General features: G+C 69.9%; 16 protein-coding genes. 4 read left to right on the top strand and 12 right to left on the bottom strand.

Features of this window, described 5'->3' with window-relative positions:
- Positions 1 to 10 precede the first annotated feature (10 nt).
- Positions 11 to 1447, top strand: coding sequence for a DEAD/DEAH box helicase (locus tag A3G1_RS0101395; protein ID WP_342664482.1), 1437 nt, complete (start codon positions 11 to 13; stop codon positions 1445 to 1447).
- 56 nt (positions 1448 to 1503) lie between these two features.
- Here the strand turns inward: A3G1_RS0101395 and cds1 are convergent, their stop codons facing one another.
- Positions 1504 to 2595, bottom strand: a complete 1092-nt coding sequence (gene cds1 / locus A3G1_RS0101390; protein ID WP_018347666.1) for an L-cysteine desulfhydrase Cds1 — start codon at positions 2593 to 2595, stop codon at positions 1504 to 1506.
- Between the two features lie 60 nt (positions 2596 to 2655).
- Here cds1 and A3G1_RS0101385 point away from each other — a divergent pair, with 60 nt between their 5' ends.
- Positions 2656 to 3279: a UbiX family flavin prenyltransferase gene (locus A3G1_RS0101385; protein WP_040477282.1), complete on the top strand. Its 624-nt coding sequence runs from the start codon at positions 2656 to 2658 to the stop codon at positions 3277 to 3279.
- Positions 3280 to 3330: 51 nt separating this feature from the next.
- Here A3G1_RS0101385 and A3G1_RS39340 read toward each other — a convergent pair whose 3' ends face one another.
- A complete protein-coding gene (locus A3G1_RS39340) occupies positions 3331 to 3570 on the bottom strand; it encodes a BldC family transcriptional regulator (RefSeq protein ID WP_026211700.1) in 240 nt (79 codons plus the stop codon).
- 135 nt (positions 3571 to 3705) lie between these two features.
- Here A3G1_RS39340 and A3G1_RS0101375 point away from each other — a divergent pair, with 135 nt between their 5' ends.
- Positions 3706 to 4152 (top strand): Lrp/AsnC family transcriptional regulator, encoded by a 447-nt coding sequence (locus tag A3G1_RS0101375; RefSeq protein WP_026211699.1) that lies wholly within the window; start codon positions 3706 to 3708, stop codon positions 4150 to 4152.
- A 149-nt stretch (positions 4153 to 4301) separates the two neighbouring features.
- Here the strand turns inward: A3G1_RS0101375 and mqnP are convergent, their stop codons facing one another.
- The 10 genes from mqnP to A3G1_RS32635 form a co-directional block, all read right to left on the bottom strand.
- Positions 4302 to 5177 (bottom strand): menaquinone biosynthesis prenyltransferase MqnP, encoded by an 876-nt coding sequence (gene mqnP / locus A3G1_RS0101365; RefSeq protein WP_018347662.1) that lies wholly within the window; start codon positions 5175 to 5177, stop codon positions 4302 to 4304.
- A 46-nt stretch (positions 5178 to 5223) separates the two neighbouring features.
- Positions 5224 to 6672, bottom strand: coding sequence for a menaquinone biosynthesis decarboxylase (locus tag A3G1_RS0101360; protein ID WP_018347661.1), 1449 nt, complete (start codon positions 6670 to 6672; stop codon positions 5224 to 5226).
- Positions 6673 to 6685: 13 nt separating this feature from the next.
- Complete coding sequence (gene ccsB, locus A3G1_RS0101355; protein WP_018347660.1) at positions 6686 to 7645, bottom strand: c-type cytochrome biogenesis protein CcsB; 960 nt, start codon at positions 7643 to 7645, stop codon at positions 6686 to 6688.
- On the bottom strand, positions 7642 to 9117 hold the full coding sequence (resB, locus tag A3G1_RS0101350; RefSeq protein WP_018347659.1) for a cytochrome c biogenesis protein ResB: 1476 nt from the start codon (positions 9115 to 9117) through the stop codon (positions 7642 to 7644). Before resB ends, ccsB begins: the two co-directional genes overlap by 4 nt.
- Complete coding sequence (locus A3G1_RS0101345) at positions 9117 to 9866, bottom strand: cytochrome c biogenesis CcdA family protein (protein WP_018347658.1); 750 nt, start codon at positions 9864 to 9866, stop codon at positions 9117 to 9119. The genes resB and A3G1_RS0101345 overlap by 1 nt, the downstream gene beginning before the upstream one ends.
- Before the next feature lie 2 nt (positions 9867 to 9868).
- A complete protein-coding gene (locus A3G1_RS0101340) occupies positions 9869 to 10426 on the bottom strand; it encodes a TlpA family protein disulfide reductase (protein WP_018347657.1) in 558 nt (185 codons plus the stop codon).
- The gene (locus A3G1_RS0101335) at positions 10423 to 11079 is read right to left on the bottom strand and encodes a histidine phosphatase family protein (RefSeq protein ID WP_018347656.1); all 657 of its coding nucleotides are present in this window, start codon (positions 11077 to 11079) and stop codon (positions 10423 to 10425) included. Before A3G1_RS0101335 ends, A3G1_RS0101340 begins: the two co-directional genes overlap by 4 nt.
- Complete coding sequence (gene hemL / locus A3G1_RS0101330; protein WP_018347655.1) at positions 11072 to 12373, bottom strand: glutamate-1-semialdehyde 2,1-aminomutase; 1302 nt, start codon at positions 12371 to 12373, stop codon at positions 11072 to 11074. Before hemL ends, A3G1_RS0101335 begins: the two co-directional genes overlap by 8 nt.
- A 63-nt stretch (positions 12374 to 12436) precedes the next feature.
- Positions 12437 to 13441 (bottom strand): GNAT family N-acetyltransferase, encoded by a 1005-nt coding sequence (locus A3G1_RS0101325; protein WP_018347654.1) that lies wholly within the window; start codon positions 13439 to 13441, stop codon positions 12437 to 12439.
- Between the two features lie 145 nt (positions 13442 to 13586).
- Positions 13587 to 14093 (bottom strand): lytic murein transglycosylase, encoded by a 507-nt coding sequence (locus A3G1_RS32635; RefSeq protein ID WP_018347653.1) that lies wholly within the window; start codon positions 14091 to 14093, stop codon positions 13587 to 13589.
- Positions 14094 to 14638: 545 nt separating this feature from the next.
- On the opposite strand from A3G1_RS32635, the gene A3G1_RS0101315 reads away from it, so the two are divergent.
- A complete protein-coding gene (locus A3G1_RS0101315) occupies positions 14639 to 17338 on the top strand; it encodes an ATP-binding protein (protein WP_425411363.1) in 2700 nt (899 codons plus the stop codon).
- Positions 17339 to 17356 lie beyond the last annotated feature (18 nt).

Here is a 17356-nt window from a genome sequence, read left to right as displayed (position 1 = left end):
AAGGTTTCCGTTGTCCTTCGCTGAACTTGGCCTGCCCGCAAGTCTGATCTCCGCGCTCGCTGCCCGTGGCATCGAAGCGCCGTTCGCTATCCAGAATGTCGCTATTCCCGACGCTTTGTCCGGCTACGACGTGCTGGGCCGCGCCTCCACCGGTTCCGGCAAGACGCTGGCCTTCGGCCTGCCCGTGCTGGCCCGGCTGGCCGGCCGTACCGCGACGCCGCACAAGCCCCTGTCCCTGATCATGGTCCCGACCCGCGAGCTGGCGATGCAGGTCGCCGACGCGCTCGAGCCGCTGGGTCGTTCGCTGCGCCTGCGGGTCCGCACCGCCGTCGGCGGTGTGAAGTACGACCGGCAGATCGACGCGCTCCGCCGGGGCACCGAGGTCCTGGTCGCCACGCCCGGCCGCCTGTCCGACCTGTGCGAGCGGGGTGTCTGCGACCTGTCAGAGGTCGAGATCTCCGTCCTCGACGAGGCCGACCAGATGTGCGACATGGGCTTCCAGGACGACGTCATGGCCCTGCTCGACCAGACCCCGAAGCATGGCCAGCGGCTGCTGTTCTCCGCCACCCTTGACGGTGACGTGGACAGGATCGTGAAGAAGTACATGGTCGACCCGGTCACGCACTCGATCGCGCCGCCGGTGGCCACCGTCGACACGATGGACCACCACGTCCTGCTGGTCCCGCCGCAGGAGAAGTTCTCCGTGGTCGCCGAGATCGCCAACCGCGAGGGCCGCACGATCCTCTTCGTGCGTACCCAGATGGCTGTCGACCGGGTCACCGACCAGCTCCTCCAGGCCGGCGTCAAGGCTGTCGGCCTGCACGGCGGCAAGCCGCAGGGCCTGCGGACCCGCACGCTGGCCCAGTTCAAGGACGGCGTCGTGAACGTCCTCGTCGCCACCGACGTGGCGGCCCGGGGCATCCACGTCGACAACGTCTCGCTCGTCGTGCACGTCGACCCGCCGCACGACCCGAAGGACTACCTGCACCGCGCCGGCCGTACGGCACGGGCCGGCGAGTCCGGCCGGGTCGTCACGCTCGGCCTGCCGAAGCAGCGCCGGTCGATCAGCCAGCTGATGGACAAGGCCGGCGTCAAGCCGACCGAGACCCGGGTCCGCCCCGGCGACGCCCAGCTGACCGAGATCACCGGGGCCAGCAAGCCCAGCTACGAGCCGACCACCGTCCCCGACCCGCGTGAGCAGCGCCAGCAGCGTGGCCCGCGCCGGGGTGGTTTCCGCCGTGAGGGCGGTTACCGCGACGGCGGCCCGCGTGGCGGATACCGGGGCGCGCGGGACGACCGTCCGCGCGACGACCGGCCCCGCACCGAGTACCGGGGCTCGCGGGACAGCGCACCGCGTGACGGCGGGCACCGTCCGTACCGGGACGGCGGCCAGCCGGGCGGTTTCCGCAGCAGCGGCCCGCGTCGCGAGCACCGTCCGTCCTCCTAGTAGCAACTGAAACGGCCGTCACCCCTGGCTTGGGGTGACGGCCGTTTCGTTTACCGTCAGCCGGTCCAGGTGCCGGTGCTGAGGAAGGACTCGACCGTCCGGGTGTGCGGGGCCAGGTCCATGCCCTGCCTGGCCACCCACTCGTCGGAGTAGTACGTCTCGGCGTAGCGTTCCCCGCCGTCGCACAGCAGCGTGACGACGGACCCGGTCTGCCCGGCCGCGCGCATCTCGCCGATCAGGGAGAACGCGCCCCACAGGTTGGTACCCGTCGAGCCGCCCACGCGCCGGCCCAGCAGCTCGCTCGCCTTGCGCATGGCGGCCAGGGAGGCGGCGTCCGGTACCGAGATCATCCGGTCCACGACGCTCGGCAGGAACGAGGGCTCGACGCTCGGACGCCCGATCCCCTCGATCCGCGAGCCCTTGCCGGTCCGCGCGGTGAAGTCGAGCGTCTTCCACGCCTGGTAGAAGGCGGAGTTCTCGGGGTCGACCACGGCCAGCTTGGTGCAGTAGCGGTGGTAGCGCAGGTACCGGCCGATCGTCGCGCTCGTGCCACCCGTGCCGGCTCCGACCACGATCCAGGCCGGTTCGGGATGGCGTTCGAGGCGGAGCTGATCGTGGATCGACTCGGCGATGTTGTTGTTGCCGCGCCAGTCGGTGGCCCGTTCGGCGTAGGTGAACTGGTCCATGAAGTGCCCGCCGAGGTCCTCGGCGAGCCACTTGGCCTCGATGACCACCTTCGCCGGATCGTCCACCAGGTGGCACTTGCCGCCGTTGAACTCGATCAGCGCGATCTTCTCGTGCGAGGTGCTGGCCGGCATGACGGCGACGAAGGGCAGGCCGAGCATCCGGGCGAAGTACGCCTCGGACACCGCCGTCGAGCCGGAGGAGGCCTCCACGATCGTGGTGTGCTCGCCGATCCAGCCGTTGCACAGCGCGTACAGGAAAAGGGACCTGGCCAGACGGTGCTTCAGCGAGCCGGTGGGGTGCACCGACTCGTCCTTGAGGTAGAGGTCGATGCCCCACTCCACGGGGAGCGGGAAGGGCAGGAGATGCGTGTCGGCTGAGCGGTTGGCGTCGGCGGCCACCTTGCCGATCGCCTCGGTCACCCAGTCGCGGGTCTCGTTGCAGCACCGGTCTAGCTGTTCCATGATCCTGACGCTACCCGAGCCCGGCAGAGCCCCACGCGAAGATCACGGTAGCGTTGCCCCATGACTCAGCGTGTGCCGTGGGTGGTCGGGGTGTCTGGCGCCTCGGGCACGCCGTACGCCCGGTCGGTGCTGACCGCGCTGATGGACGCCGGCCTGCCCGTCGACCTGGTGATCTCCCGGGCCGCCCGGCTGACCATCCTCGACGAGACCGGCATCTCGTTCCGTGACGCGCACTGGGAGCACGACCTCGGGCTGTGGCTCGGCCGGGAGCCGGCCGATGTCCGGTTCTGGCCGGCCGGTGACCTGGCCGCGGGGCCGAGCAGCGGTTCGTACCCGGTGCACGGCATGCTCGTCGTCCCGGCCAGCACGGCGGCCTGCGCCGGCATCGCCCTCGGGCTCTCCAAGGACCTGCTCCAGCGCGCCGCCGACGTGAACCTGAAGGAACGCCGCCCGGTCGTCGTCGTACCCCGGGAGACGCCCGTCTCGCGCAGCCACCTCGAGCACCTGCTGCGCCTGCACGACTCGGGTGCCGTGGTCCTGCCGGCCAGCCCGGGCTTCTACTCCGGCGCCCAGAGCCTCGGCCAGCTCGTCGACTTCGTCGCTGGCAAGGTCCTCGACGCCGTCGGCGTGCAGCACACGCTCTACCAGCGCTGGTCCGGCGAACTCGGAGCCGCGAGGCCCTGAGGACGCCGACGGCCGGCCACGGTCGGGCCGGCCGGGCTGAGCTGCCGGTACCTAGTGGTGCGCCGGCCGGTGTTGCGTCGGCGGTGCAGCAGATGGCGGGGCTGGTTCCTCAGCCAGGCCTTCGCTGCCCAGCAGCTCCTTCACCTCGGACTCCCGGAATCTCCGGTGTCCCCCGGGCGTGCGGATGCTGCCGATCCGCCCCGCCGCCGCCCATCGGGTGACGGTCTTCGGGTCCACGCGGAACAGCGCTGCCACCTCGCCCGGTGTCAATAGACGATCGCCTGTGTCCACAACCCCCCCTTACGTCGCAATGGACGTACTGACCATTAGAGCACCATCGTTGTGTCCCATCCCGGAAACACCAAAACATTGCCCATCTGGGCGGTTTTTGGAGTACCGTGCACCGCTGCCGCTATCGTCTGCGATGTGGATGCCATTGATCGTCGCCTCGTCCAGTTGCTCCGGGAGAACGCCCGGCTGTCGTACGCGGAACTCGCCCGCCAGGTCGGCCTGTCAGCACCTGCCGTGCACGAACGGGTCGGCAAGCTCGAAGCCGGCGGGGTACTGCTCGGCTACTCGGCTTCCGTCAATCCCGAGGCGATCGGGCTCGGCGTGACGGCACTGATCGGGATCATCACCAACGAGGGCGAGATCGACGCGATCACCGCCTCGCTCAACGAGGTACCGGAGCTGGAGTCCTGCTACTTCATGGCCGGCGAGGAGTCGTTCCTCTGCAAGGCGAGGGTGGGCACGATCGCACAGCTGGAGCAGGTCATCGCCCGGCTGAACCGGATCCCGGGCATCTCGCGTACCAGGACCACGGTCGCCCTGTCCACCAAGTGGGAGGGGCGACCGCAGCACCTGGAGTCCTAGCTAGCCCTCGTCCTCGACGGCGGTCTCGAAGGGCTCGGTTTCGTCGTCGTCGACCCACATGTCCAGCGGGTCGTTCGGGTACCTGTACATAGCGCCTCCGTACCGGAGTGGCGAACTCTCAGTGTGACAGGTACCCGACAATGAATGAATTACACGCGCAGACCCTGGAGAAACACCAGGTCGGCGAGCGCGAGGACAAACAGGGCGATCCCCACGAACCCATTCGCGGTGAAAAACGCCCGGTTGGCCCGGGACAGGTCGGCAGGCGAGACGATCGCGTGCTGGTAGACGAAGGCCACCGCAGCCAGGGCCAGCCCGATCCACCACAGCCAGCCGAAGCCGGTCAGCACACCGAACCACACGAAGAGCCCGAAGCTCACCGCATGCACCACAGAGGACGCGTGCAGGGCCGCGGCGACACCGAACCTCGCCGGTACCGACCGCACGCCGATCCGCCGGTCCACCTCGGCGTCCTGTGAGGCGTAGATCAGGTCGAAGCCGCCGATCCACAGCCCGACGGCCAGGCTGAGCACGAAGGCAGGCCAGAACCCGTCGAAGCTGCCGGTCACGGCCAGCCAGCCGCCGGCGGGGCCGACCATCTGCGCGATGCCGAGGACGGCCTGCGGGAAGTCGGTGAAGCGCTTCGCGTACGGGTACACGACGAGCGGGATGACGGCCAGCGGCGACAGGTAGAGGCACAGCGGGTTGAGCAGGGCAGCGGCGCCAAGGAACACCGCCAGAGCGACTAGGGCGCCCGTCCACGCGCTGCGCACGGAGACCACGCCGGTGACGAGTTCCCGGTCGGCGGTACGCGGATTCTGTGCGTCGATCTTCCGGTCGATGATCCGGTTGGCGGCCATCGCGAAGGTCCGCGCCCCGACCATCGCCACCGTGACCAGGACGAGTTCCTTCCAGGCGACCCGGCCGCCGTGGTGGATCCGCATCGCGGTCAGGGCGGCCAGGTACGCGAATGGCAGCGCGAACACCGAGTGCTCGATCTTCACGAGCCGCAGAAATGCCTTCACGGCCGCTCAGTATTCACCCGGTACGAGAGCCGGAAGCACCCGGGGTTCAGGAGATGCCGTATTCCTTCCACCTGCGGGTGACTTTGTCCACAATGTCGGCGGACATCGTCATCTCCTCCGGCCAGCCCCGGTGGTAACCCTCCTCCGGGGTCTTGCGGGTGGCGTCGATGCCCATCTTGCCGCCCCAGAACTGGTTGTAGGAGGCGTGGTCGAGGTGGTCGACCGGGCCCTCCGTCATCAGCACGTCGCGCGAGTAGTCGACGTTGCCGAAGGCCCGGAAGGCGACCTCGTGGTAGTCGTGCACGTCGCAGTCCTCGTCGACCACGACGATGAGCTTGGTCAGCGACATCATGTGCGCGCCCCAGATCGCATTCATGACCTTCTGGGCGTGCTTCGGGTACCGCTTCTTGATCGAGACGATCACGCAGTTGTGGAACACGCCTGCCTCGGGCAGGTTGTAGTCCACGATGTCCGGCACGACGATCTTCAGCAGCGGCAGGAAGATCCGCTCGGTCGCCTTGCCGATTGGCCCGTCCTCCTGCGGCGGCTTCGAGGTCACGATCGTGTGGTAGACCGGCTCGCGCTGCATCGTCATCGCGGTGATGTGCAGGACGGGGAACGGTTCGACCGGCGTGTAGAAGCCGGTGTGGTCGCCGAACGGGCCCTCGGGCAGCCGCTCACCGGGCTCCACGTAGCCCTCCAGCACGACCTGCGCGTGCGCCGGTACCTGCAGCGGCACCGTCAGGCAGTCCACCATCTCGACCCGCTCACCGCGCAGGAACCCGGCGAACAGGTACTCGTCGATGTCGCTGGGCAGCGGGGCCGTCGCGGCGTACGTGACGGCCGGGTCGCAGCCGAAGGCCACCGCGACCGGGAGCCGCTGGCCGAGCCGCTCGGCGACGGCGTGGTGGGCCGTCGAGTCCTTGTGGATCTGCCAGTGCATGCCGAGCGAGTTCTTCGAGTGCTGCTGGAGCCGGTACAGGCCGAGATTGCGCTTGCCGGTCTCCGGGTGCTTGGTGTGCGTGAGGCCGAAGTTGTGGAAGATGCCGCCGTCACCGGGCCAGGTCTGCAGGGCCGGCAGCTTGTTCAGGTCGACCTGGTCGCCGCGCATCACGAGTTCCTGGCACGGCGCGGTCTTCACCCGCTTCGGCGGCACGCTCTTGAGCTGCATGAGCTTGCCGATGCCGTCCCGGATGCCCGACCAGCCGACCGGCAGCTCCGGCTTGACCATCGCGCCGATCCGGTCACCGATCTCGTTCAGCGAACTGACCCCGAGGGCCATCGCCATCCGCTTCTCGGTGCCGAAGATGTTGATCGCCAGCGGCATGTCGCCCCGGGTCGGCCGCTCGAACAGCAGCGCGGGGCCGCCTGCCTTCACCACCCGCTGGACGATCTCGCTGATCTCCAGGTCCGGATCGACGGGCGCGGTGACTCTGACCAGCTCACCGGCCTTCTCCAGCGCGAGAAGGAAGTCCTTGAGATCGGTGTACGCCACAGGTTTACCTCTCCTAGAGCCCTGCGTAGGAGTGCAGGCCCTCGACCATGAAGTTGATGCCGAACAGGTTCACCAGCATGGTCACCCAGCCGATGATCGCGATCCAGATGGCCGTGGTGCGCCGGACGCTGGGCGTGGCCCGCGCGTGCAGGTAGCCGGCGTAGACGACCCAGGAGATGAACAGCCACACCTCCTTGGGGTCCCAGCCCCAGTACCGGCCCCACGCCGCCTCGGCCCAGATCGCGCCGCTGATCCCGGCGAACGTCCAGATCGGGAACGCGAAGACGTGGATGCGGAACGTGAGCCGTTCCAGCACCTCGGACCTCGGCAGCTTGGCGCCGAGCGAGACCGGGAACTTCAGGTACACCTCGCGCTCCGGCACCCCGGCCGTCAGCCGCTCGTACTTGTTCCGGATCAGGAACAGCACGGCGGGCACGAAGCCGATCAGGAACACGCCGGACGAGATCGAGGCCGCGGTGACGTGGATGGCCAGCCAGTACGAGTCCAGGGCAGGCACCAGCGGCCCGACCGGGGTGAAGAGCGTGGTCGCCGCGATGCCGAGCAGCAGGACAACGACGAGCGTCGCGTAGAGGCCCAGGTGCCGCAGGTTCGGCCGGCGGGTGACGATGCCCAGCCAGCTCGCGATGGCGACGAAGCAGCCGAAGACCACGAACTCGTACATGTTCCCGAGCGGCATCCGCTCGGCGGCGATCCCGCGCGTGACGATCGTGCCCAGGTGGGCGGCCGCACCGAGCCAGGTCAGGACCAGCGCGATCTTGCCACCGAGCGCTGCCCGGTTCCGGGGCTCAGCCTCAGTGGTCCGCGACGGCGGCCCACCGGCCCCAACGGTCACCAGCTGGCGGGACGGCGCGCCACGGCTGCTGCTGAAGGCGTACTCGACCGCGTAGCCGAGCATCGCCAGCGTGTAGACCAGGATCGCCACCGGCAACAGGGAGTCCGACAGCCCGCTCATACGCGCACCTCACTAGCGTCTTTGTCTCGAAGTAGCTGGTCGAGCTCTGCACCGAGCCCCGGGTACTCGTTCTTCGCCAGCGCGCCGACCTGCCCGTCGCGGTAGAACACCCGGCGGCGGCGGATCGCCAGCGAGGGCAGCAGGCCGGCGAGCAGCAGGACGGCACCGGTCAGCATGATCGGCTCGCCCGGGTCGTGCCGGACGGACACGGCCACCCACGACTTCGTCCCGAGGAAGCGGACCGTCGTGCCGTCGTCGAGCTTCCACGGCTCGCCGCCCGGTACCAGCATGTGCGGCTCGCCGACCGGCTTGAGCCTGCCCGAGTCGATCTGGGACTGCTTGAGGCTGTAGACGGAGGACGGGATGCCGTTGTCGAGCCCGAGGTCGCCCCGGTACGCGACGAGCATCAGCGCCGGGTCCTTCTCCGTCGGGAAGGCCGACCGGCCGACGGAGGGGTCAGCGGGCTTGGTCGGCAGGTAGACGCCCTGGAAGCCGATCTGCTGGCCGTACTCACGCTTGCCGGTCGCCGGGTCCAGGTTCGCGTCCGGGAACACCGCGACGCCGCTGCTGGTCAGCATGGGGTCGGAGTTGAGGAACGGCACCGTCGTCGTCAGCTTCCGCCCGAACTTGTCGGTGTACTCCAGGATCGGCGCGTACCCGTTGGCCAGCAGGTAGACGTTCGCCCCGTTCAGCCGGAGCGGCTCGTTGACCTTGAGCCGGTGGGTGCCTTCCTTCGCACCGTCGAGGTACCCGACGTTGGCCGTGAACGACAGCGGCTGGCCACTGTCCAGGTAGGACGCTTTGAACGAGTCGAGCCGGACGCAGAACTCGGGCAGATCGGAGGCTCCCACGCGCGCGCCGAGCCCGTACTCGTCGTACTGCTGCAGCGTGTTGCAGAACTCGCCGTCCGGCCCGGCGACGATCAGCCGGTTGCCGTGCCAGCCGTACCAGGACCCGAGCGCCACGCCCACCAGCAGCACGATCAGGGCGCTGTGGAAGAGGAGATTGCCCGTCTCCCGCAGGTACCCCTTCTCGGCGGAGACGGCACCGTCGCGGATGGCGACCCGGTACCGGGCCTTCTTCAGCCGGGCGGCGAAGTCCTCGGCCGTACCGTCGAACGTCCTCGACACCGGCAGCCGCTCGGGCCGCGCCGGCGCGTCGGGCAGCGGCCTGAACAGCGCCTCGGCCTGCGTGCGCAGCCTGGGCAGGATGCAGCCGACGAGGGAGGTGAACAGCAGCAGGTAGATCGCCGCGAACCACGGCGAGGAGTACACGTCGAAGAAGTAGAACCGGTCGAGCCAGGGCCCGGCGCCGGGGTTGTTCTTCAGGTAGTCGTTGACCTTCTCGATCGCCACGCCGCGCTGGGGCAGCAGCGAGCCGGGTACGGCGGCGACGGCCAGCAGGAACAGCAGCACCAGCGCGGTACGCATGCTGGTGAGCTGCCGCCAGGCCTTACGCACGATCGCGACCATCAGATGCCCACCGTGCCGGGGCCGACCGTGGCCCGCAGCCAGTTCATGAACTCGCCCCACAGCCCGGACACCAGGGCCAGGCCGACGATGACCAGCAACGCGCCGCCGATCCGCGTCACCCAGCGGCTGTGCTTGCGCACGGCGGTGAACAGGCCCATCACCTTGCGCAGCCCGAGGCTGAACACCAGGAAGGGCAGGCCGAGGCCGATGCAGTAGGCCACGGACAGCAGCGCGCCGCGCCCGACCGAGCCCTCGACGGCGGCCAGCCCGAGCACCGCACCCAGCGTCGGGCCCACGCACGGCACCCAGCCGAGCGCGAAGACCGCGCCGAGCAGCGGGGCGCCGGCCAGCCCGACGGCGGGAAGCTTGCGGATCCGCAGCTCGCGCTGGAGCCCGGGGACCAGCCCGGCGAAGCTCAGCCCCATCAGCATGATCAGCGCGCCCGTGACGATCTCGACGGTGCGCTGGTGCTCGCCGAGGACGCGGCCGAGGCCGGCGAAGACGATCCCGGTACCGACGAAAATGACCGTGAATCCGGCGACGAACAGGCCAGACCCGGCCAGCATCCTGGTCCTGCGGCTGCCGGAGTCCATGTCGGCGCCGGCGAGGCCGGTCACATAGGACAGATATCCCGGTACGAGCGGGAGGATGCACGGCGACAGGAAGCTGACCAGCCCGGCGAGCGCGGCGACCAGCGCGGCCAGCATCAGCGGCCCGGTGCTGGCGATGTCGGCGAACTTCTGGCCCATCGTTACTGCTCCGCCACGATGGGGTCGAGGAGTTTGCGCAGCTCGTCACGCTCGACGGACTTGCGGATCACGACGGCGATCCGGCCCTGCCTGTCGATGACGAACGTGGCCGGGATCGTGTTCGGCGGCACGTCACGGAACTTCAGCGCGACCTTGCCAGCCGGGTCGAACAGGCTGGGATAGGTGAACCGGCCGGCCACGAAGTTCTTCGCCTCGTCGCGCCCGTCGCGGATGTCGACGCCGAGGAAGTCGACGCCGGACCCCTTGGTGGCCTGATAGACGGCTTCGAGGTCGTCAGCTTCCTCTCGGCACGGCGCGCACCACGAAGCCCAGAAGTTGAGCACGGTGACCTTGCCCGGCGTGAAGGTGTAACCCGCGTCGTCCAGGAGTTTCCCGGCCACCGCCGGCGCCTTCTTGCGTTCTGCCACGCCAAAGACCGAGGTTGTACCGTCACCGGCGACGAAACGTTGCTGCCCCGTCACCTTCTGTGCGTCACCCGAGTCCCCGCAGCCGGCCAGGGCCAGCAGGGCCACGGCGACGAGCGGGATGACTCGTTTCATGCGCCCTTGGCGTCCTTCGCGGTCGGCGACAGCTTGATCAGGTGCCCGGCCGGCTCGGCGTACTTGACCCCGATCAGCGAGGAACCAGCGAACCGGAAGCTCGTCACGCTGGCCAGCGAGCACTCGCGCTTGCGCGGGTCGTGCCACAGCCGTTCCTTCTGCGCGTACCGGCGCAGCGTCCAGATCGGCAGCTGGTGCGAGACCACGGCCGCCTCGTGGCCCTCGGCCGCCTCACGCGCCGCGAGCAGCGCGTCGAACATCCGGTGCGCGATCTCCAGGTACGGCTCGCCCCAGGACGGCTTGAACGGGTTCCACAGGACGGGCCAGTGCCGGGGCGAGCGGAGCGCGCCGTCGCCGACGCTGACCCGCATGCCCTCGAAGTAGTTGGTGCTCTCCAGCAGCCGGTCGTCGATGTCGACGTCCATGCCGAACTTCGCGGCGATCGGCTCGGCGGTCTGCACGGCCCGTTCGAGCGGGCTCGACACGATGTAGGTCAGGTCGCGCGGCGCCAGGAAGTCCGCGACGGCGCCGGCCATCCGCACACCCAGGTCCGACAGGTAGTACCCGGGGCGGCGGCCGTAGAGGATCTTCTCCGGGTTGTGTACCTCGCCGTGCCGGACCACGTGCACGATCGTCTCGGTACCGCTAGACATGCGCGGCCTCCTGAGCTGCGAAGGTCAGCGCCCCAGAGATCGTCTCGAACGCGGCCTCGTCGAGGGCCGCCGACACGAACCAGGCCTCGTACGCGCTGGGCGGCAGGTAGACGCCGCGCGACAGCATCGCATGGAAGAACCGCTTGAAGGCCTCAACATCCTGCGTCTTGGCAGAGTCGTAGTCGGTGACCTGGTTCTCGGTGAAGAAGATCGAGAACATGTTGCCGGCCGTCGACACCCGGTGCGGCACGCCGGCCTTGGTCAGCGCCGCGCTGGCCTCCTGCTGGAGCCAAGCCGAGTGCTTGCCGAGCTGCGCGTAGACCTCGTCGGTCGCGAGGCGCAGCGTGGCCAGCCCGGCAGCGCAGGCCAGGGGGTTACCGGAGAGGGTGCCTGCCTGGTACACCGGACCGGCCGGGGCGAGCATGCCCATGATCTCGGCCCGGCCACCGAACGCGGCAGCTGGCAGGCCGCCGCCCATGACCTTGCCGTAGGTGTAGAGGTCGGCGTCGTGCGGGTCGAGCCCGGCCCAGCCGCTGCGGCTCACCCGGAAGCCGGTCATGACCTCGTCGGAGATGAGCAGGGCACCGTTGGCGTGCGCGATCTCGGCCAGCCCCTGGTTGAACCCGGGCAGCGGAGCCACCACGCCCATGTTGCCGGCCGCGGCCTCGGTGATGATCGCCGCGATCTGGCCGGGGTGCGCGCTGAACGCCTCGCGTACGGCATCGAGGTTGTTGTACGGCAGCACGATGGTCTCGCCGGCACTGGAAGCCGGGACCCCCGGGGAGTCGGGCAGCGACAGCGTCGCCACGCCGGAGCCGGCGGCGGCCAGCAGGCCGTCGGAGTGCCCGTGGTAGCAGCCGGAGAACTTGATGATCTTCGACCGGCCGGTGTACCCGCGAGCCAGCCGCAGTGCCGACATCGTCGCCTCGGTACCGGAACTCACCAGCCGGACCTGCTCGACCGGCGTCCGCGCGACCAGCTCCTCGGCCAGCGCGACCTCGCCCGGGGTGGGCGTACCGAAGCTCGTGCCCTGCCCTGCTGCCTCACGGATCGCCGCGACGACCTCGGGATGCGCGTGCCCGTGCAGCAGCGGCCCCCACGAGGCGACCAGGTCCACGTACTCGCGGCCATCGGCGTCCGTCATCCGGCAACCAGTGCCGGAGACCATGAACCGTGGCGTGCCGCCGACCGAGCGGAAGGCGCGGACGGGCGAGTTGACCCCGCCCGGCACGATGGCCTGCGCGCGGTCGAAGAGCTCCTGGGAGGCCGGTGCGTCGGCGGAATAGGGTGTCACAATCCAGCTATTCTGGCAGAGCCCCCAGGAAGATCATCTTCACCCTCTACACAGTGTCGAACTTCACTCGATCCTCAGGCTCCTGGCAAGTTCGGCGACATCCGCCTCGTACTCGTACCACTGCCGGTCCGGCTGGAAGCCCAGCTCGGCGTTGACCCGGGCCATCGGCTCGTTCTCCATCGCCGTCCAGGTCTGCACGTCCCGCAGCTCCGGTACCGCCGAGCGCAGCTCCAGCAGCATCCGGGCCTTCATCGCCAGGCCCAGCCCGTAGCCACGGTGCGCCGGGACGACCACCGTGTCGTACTGGTCGGCCCGCTCGGGATGCTGGGCCGGCGCGACGACCTCGGTCAGCCCGGCGATCGCACCCGAGCGGTTGTGCACGGCGCACACCACGTACGGGGTCAGGCCACGGGCGTGCAGGACGGCGAGGCTGTCGGCGAGCCGGCCGGCCGAGTACGAGCTGGGGCTCAGCTCGATATCGTCGTCCTCACCCTGCACGACCTGCTTGGCCAGGGCGTACGCGGGCAGCAGGTCGTCCGGCGGGCCGCCAGGGAAGTACTCGATCGTGTAGCCGGAGCCGGTCCGCGTGGCGTGCTCCCGCATCCGCCCCCAGTCCACAGTGGCCAGGTCGAGCAGGTTGCGCTCCTCGACACTGCTCAGCCGGAAGCCGAGCGATGGGTAGAACAGCGTGCCCGGGGTACCGGCCGCGACCTCGGCACCGAGCACAGACCGCCCGGACTCGTACGCGCGCCGGACGCAGGCTGCCGCCAGGGTCCGCCCGGCACCGGCCCGGCGGCGTCCGGGGTGGACGTAGATCTCCATGACGCCGATCTCGTCGAGCAACCGCAGCCCGGCGACCCCGATCACCTCCCCGGAGTCGTCCTCCAGGAACCAGTCGGCCCGCGCCTCCCCCGGCATGGTCACGGCGAAGTACTCGCGGAGCCGCTCGGCCCGCCAGTGTGGCTCGCCGGGCAGATCAGCGGCGAGCATCTCGTTGTACAGCCGCCGCCACGCTTCCAGGTCATGGCCTGGGGCCTTGGCTGGCTCCCACTCGCGTACGCGCACCATCTCTGCTTACCTGACTGTGGCGGTGAACGCGAGCCCTCGAACGGGCAAAATCCGTACTGCTCGTGTCCACATGGTTACTGTTCGCATTCCCAACCGCGCGCCGCTGTCTCTCCTCAGTGTCCGGACGCACCGGTATCTTCAGTATCTACGGTGTACGGCTGAGTTTGCCGTACTCGTCGGCCCGGGCGAAGACATCCTTCAGGTACACGTCGACGGCGTTGTAGGACAGGACGGCGCTCTGCCAGTCGGCGGCCCGGCCCAGGTCACGGGACCCGGAGCACAGGTACTCCCCCGCGGCCAGCGCGGCGTCGAAGATGTTGTGCGGGTCGACGGCCCCGTCGCCGTTGCCGTCCCGCCCCCAGCTGCCCCAGGTGGTCGGGATGAACTGCATCGGCCCGATCGCCCGGTCGTACTGAGCGTCACCGTCCAGCCGCCCGCCATCCGTGTCCGTGATGACCTTCGTGCCGTTCTTCCCATCCAATGGGATACCGACGATCGTCTTGCTCGGCTTGCCGTCCGCACCCAGCACCGCCCCGCCCTCCTGGCCGTGGTTGGACTCGATCCGGCCCAGCCCGGCCAGCGTCGTCCATGCCAGATGGCAGCCGGGCTTGCTGGCTGCCAGTTTCAGCTCGGCACTCGCGTACGCCTGCAAAGCCGGAACGGGAATGCCGACTTTCGGCGCCAGCCCGGCGGCCCACTGCGCGACTGTGCCCTGCGTGGCCGGGGCACTCGGCGTAACAGAGGGTCGCGGTCCCGGCGTCGCAGAACCGGTTGACGGCAACGGCGGTTCGGACCACTGAGGAGTATTGGGGTCCGGCGTGACGGCCGCCGAATCGGCAGCCGGTTGTTTACCAGCCGGTAGAAGAAAATTTCCCACTATCAGCACGGAGATCACGGCCGTCAGGGCGACGACGGCCATCGAGGCCAGTCGCAGTCTCGGGCCACCGGCCCAGCCGTACACTTTCATGGCCGCCCAGCACACGGCATGTATGAGTGAATAAGCGAGTCGGCGCAGCACGCTGCAGAGTATCCCGCATTGCCGGAAAGAAGATCAAGATTTGCCTTCCACCCGCAACCGGGGCGGCGTACCGTCGTTGCCCCAGGCGTCATAACGCGAAAGGCAATTCGCACCCCGCGGCCGCCCCAGCGCGGCGACCAGCCGTTCTGCTGATGCGAAGAGTTGCGGGATGCGGCACGATGAGTCCATTCGCATGGGGCGGAGGTCAGGGCTTGGCGGCACATATGCACCTGCCGAGCGGGCAGGTGACATTCCTGTTCACTGACATCGAGGGCTCGACGCGGCTGGCGCAGCTCCTCGGTGACGGGTACCGACCTGTCCTCAACGACCACCGCCGCCTGATGCGCCTCACATTCGGTGACTGCGACGGCGCGGAATTGTTGACGGAGGGTGATTCTTTCTTCGTCGCCTTTGCCGACGCCACCGCGGCCCTGATCGCCTGCGTGACCGCCCAGCGCGCCCTGGCCGACCACAGCTGGCCCAGCCCGGCGGCCAGGCCCCGGGTCAGGATGGGCCTGCACACCGGGTACGCCGTCCCACATGCTGGCGAATACGCCACTTTCGAGGTGCACCGCGCGGCCCGGGTGGCGGCGGCCGCGCACGGCGGGCAGGTCCTCTGCTCCGGCGCGACTGCCCGCAGGGTCACCGACCTCCCGGATGGACTGTCGCTTGTAGACCTCGGCCTGCACCGGCTGCGCGGCTTCGACGACCGCGAGCGCCTGTACCAGCTCGCGGCCCCCGGCCTGGAGTACCGCTTTCCGCCACCACGCACAATGGACGCCACCCCGCACAATCTCCCGGCCGCGCCGACCAGCTTCATCGGCCGCCTCGACGAGCAGGTCAAGCTGCGGCAGCTCGTCTGCGAGCAGCGGCTCGTGACGGTGGTGGGAGCTGGCGGGGCCGGCAAGACGAGGCTCGCGGTGGCGGTCGCCACGGACCTGGTCGACTCCTATCAGGACGGTGTCTGGTTCACGGACCTCGCCTCGGTCACGGATCCGGCGCTGATCGCCGTTGGGGTGGCGAGTGCCTTCGGCCTCCGGCCCGAGCCGGGCCGCCCCATGCCGGAGACCCTGGTCGAGCACGCAGCCCAGCGGCAGTGCCTGCTGGTCCTCGACACGTGCGACCACCAGCTCACCTCGCTCGCTCCCCTGGTGACGCGGCTGCTGGCGAGCTGCCCGGGCCTGACGATCCTCGCCACGAGCCGCGAGCCGATCGGCCTGCCCGGCGAGGCCGTCTGGCGCATCCCGTCGCTGTCCGTCACCCCGCAGCCCGACGGCGGCCCGTCCGACGCGGTGGCTCTGCTGCTCGACCGCGCGGCGGCTGCTCGTGGTGGCCGGCGTGCCGAGCCCGCCGAGCTGCCGCACCTCGACCGGGTCGCCCGCCGCCTCGACGGCCTGCCCCTCGCTCTCGAACTGGCGGCGGCCCGGCTGCGACTCCTCGCGGCCGGCCAGCTCGCCGAACGCCTCGAAGACCTCCTGCTGGCCGGCCCCGGCGAGTCCGCCAACCGGCACGAGACCCTGAGCGCCACCGTGTCCTGGTCCTACCGGACCCTCGGGCCCCGCGCGGCCAAGCTCCTGCGTCACCTCTCGGTCTTCGCCGGCCCGGTGGAGCTGGAGGCGATCGAGTGGCTGCTGGGCGACGACCCGCTAGACCCTTTGGCTGTACTGGTGGACAAGTCGCTGGTCCAGGCCGAGCCCACCGCCGTGGGCACCACCTACCGGATGCTCGACCCGATCCGGGCCTACGGCCAGCGCAAACTCCTCCAGTCCGGCGAGGAGGAAGCAGCACGGGACCGGCACGTCGCCTGGTGCCGCCACGCCGCCGAGCGGGCCGGCCGGGATGCCGAGGGCCGCGCGGTCACCCTGTCCATGCACGCCCTCGACCCGCTGTCGGTGGAGCTGCGGACGGCGCTGCGGTGGAGTACGACGGGAGGCGACGTCCGCGAGGGGCTCCGCCTGGCCGGTGCCCTCGACCAGTGGTGGCGCGAGCGCGGCCTGGCCCGCGAGGGCCGCGTCTGGCTGTACCGGCTCTACGAGCGCATGACCACGACGGACACTCCGGTACCGAGCCGCGAGCTCGCGCTGGCCTACAACATGCACGCCGCCCACGCCGGGGTGGACGGCGAGTACGCCGAGGCCCTCCGCTTCTCCCAGCGAGCCGAGGCCGCAGCCCGCCAGGCCGGCGACCCGGGCCTCCTCGTCCGCGTACTCGCCGGCCGGGCCAGCCCCCTCGTCGACATCGGCCTCGTCGCCGAAGCCGAACGCTCCTGCTGGGAGACGTTGCGCCTCGCGGCGGAGCTGGACGTGGAAGCCGACGCGCTCTTCGCGATCTTCTACCTCGCCCAGTTGCTCTGGCGCCGCGGCGAACTCGACGAGGCGGCCAACCTCCTCGCCTCGGCCCGCCCCCTCGAAGCCGCCCGCCCCGCCGAACGCGGCCGCCGCACCGTCGACATGCTCCTCGGCCTCGTCGCCCTCGAACGCGGCGACCTCGTCGCGGCCCACGAACACCTCCAGGTCGCCCTGCGCTCCCGGATGGCCTACGGCTTCGGTGCCCGCGCGGTGGAGACCCTCAACGCGATCGGCGTCCGCTGCCACCTCGGCGGCCAGCCCGACACCGCGGCAGTACTGTTCGGCGCCGCCGAGTCCGAGCGAGGCCGGCTCCGCTGCTCGGCGGGCGCCTACGCCCCCTACTGGGCCGAGCAGCACAGCCGCACCCGCAGCCGGCTAGGCGACCTCCGCTTCGACACCCTGTACGCCGAGGGCGCCGCGATGCCCCTCACGGAAGCTGTCGCGGCAGCCCTCGCCGTCGAGCACCCCGACCTGACCTCCGGCGGCATGTTCGCAGCCGGCGGCCAGGTCGGCGTCAAGGACGAGTCGTAGCCCCCGCACGAATCATCC

Origin of the sequence: Longispora albida DSM 44784, assembly GCF_000379825.1 — a bacterium.
Taxonomy (GTDB): domain Bacteria; phylum Actinomycetota; class Actinomycetes; order Mycobacteriales; family Micromonosporaceae; genus Longispora; species Longispora albida.
The sequence above is the reverse complement of the archived record's forward strand: the minus strand, read 5'-3'. Positions and strand labels throughout refer to the sequence as shown.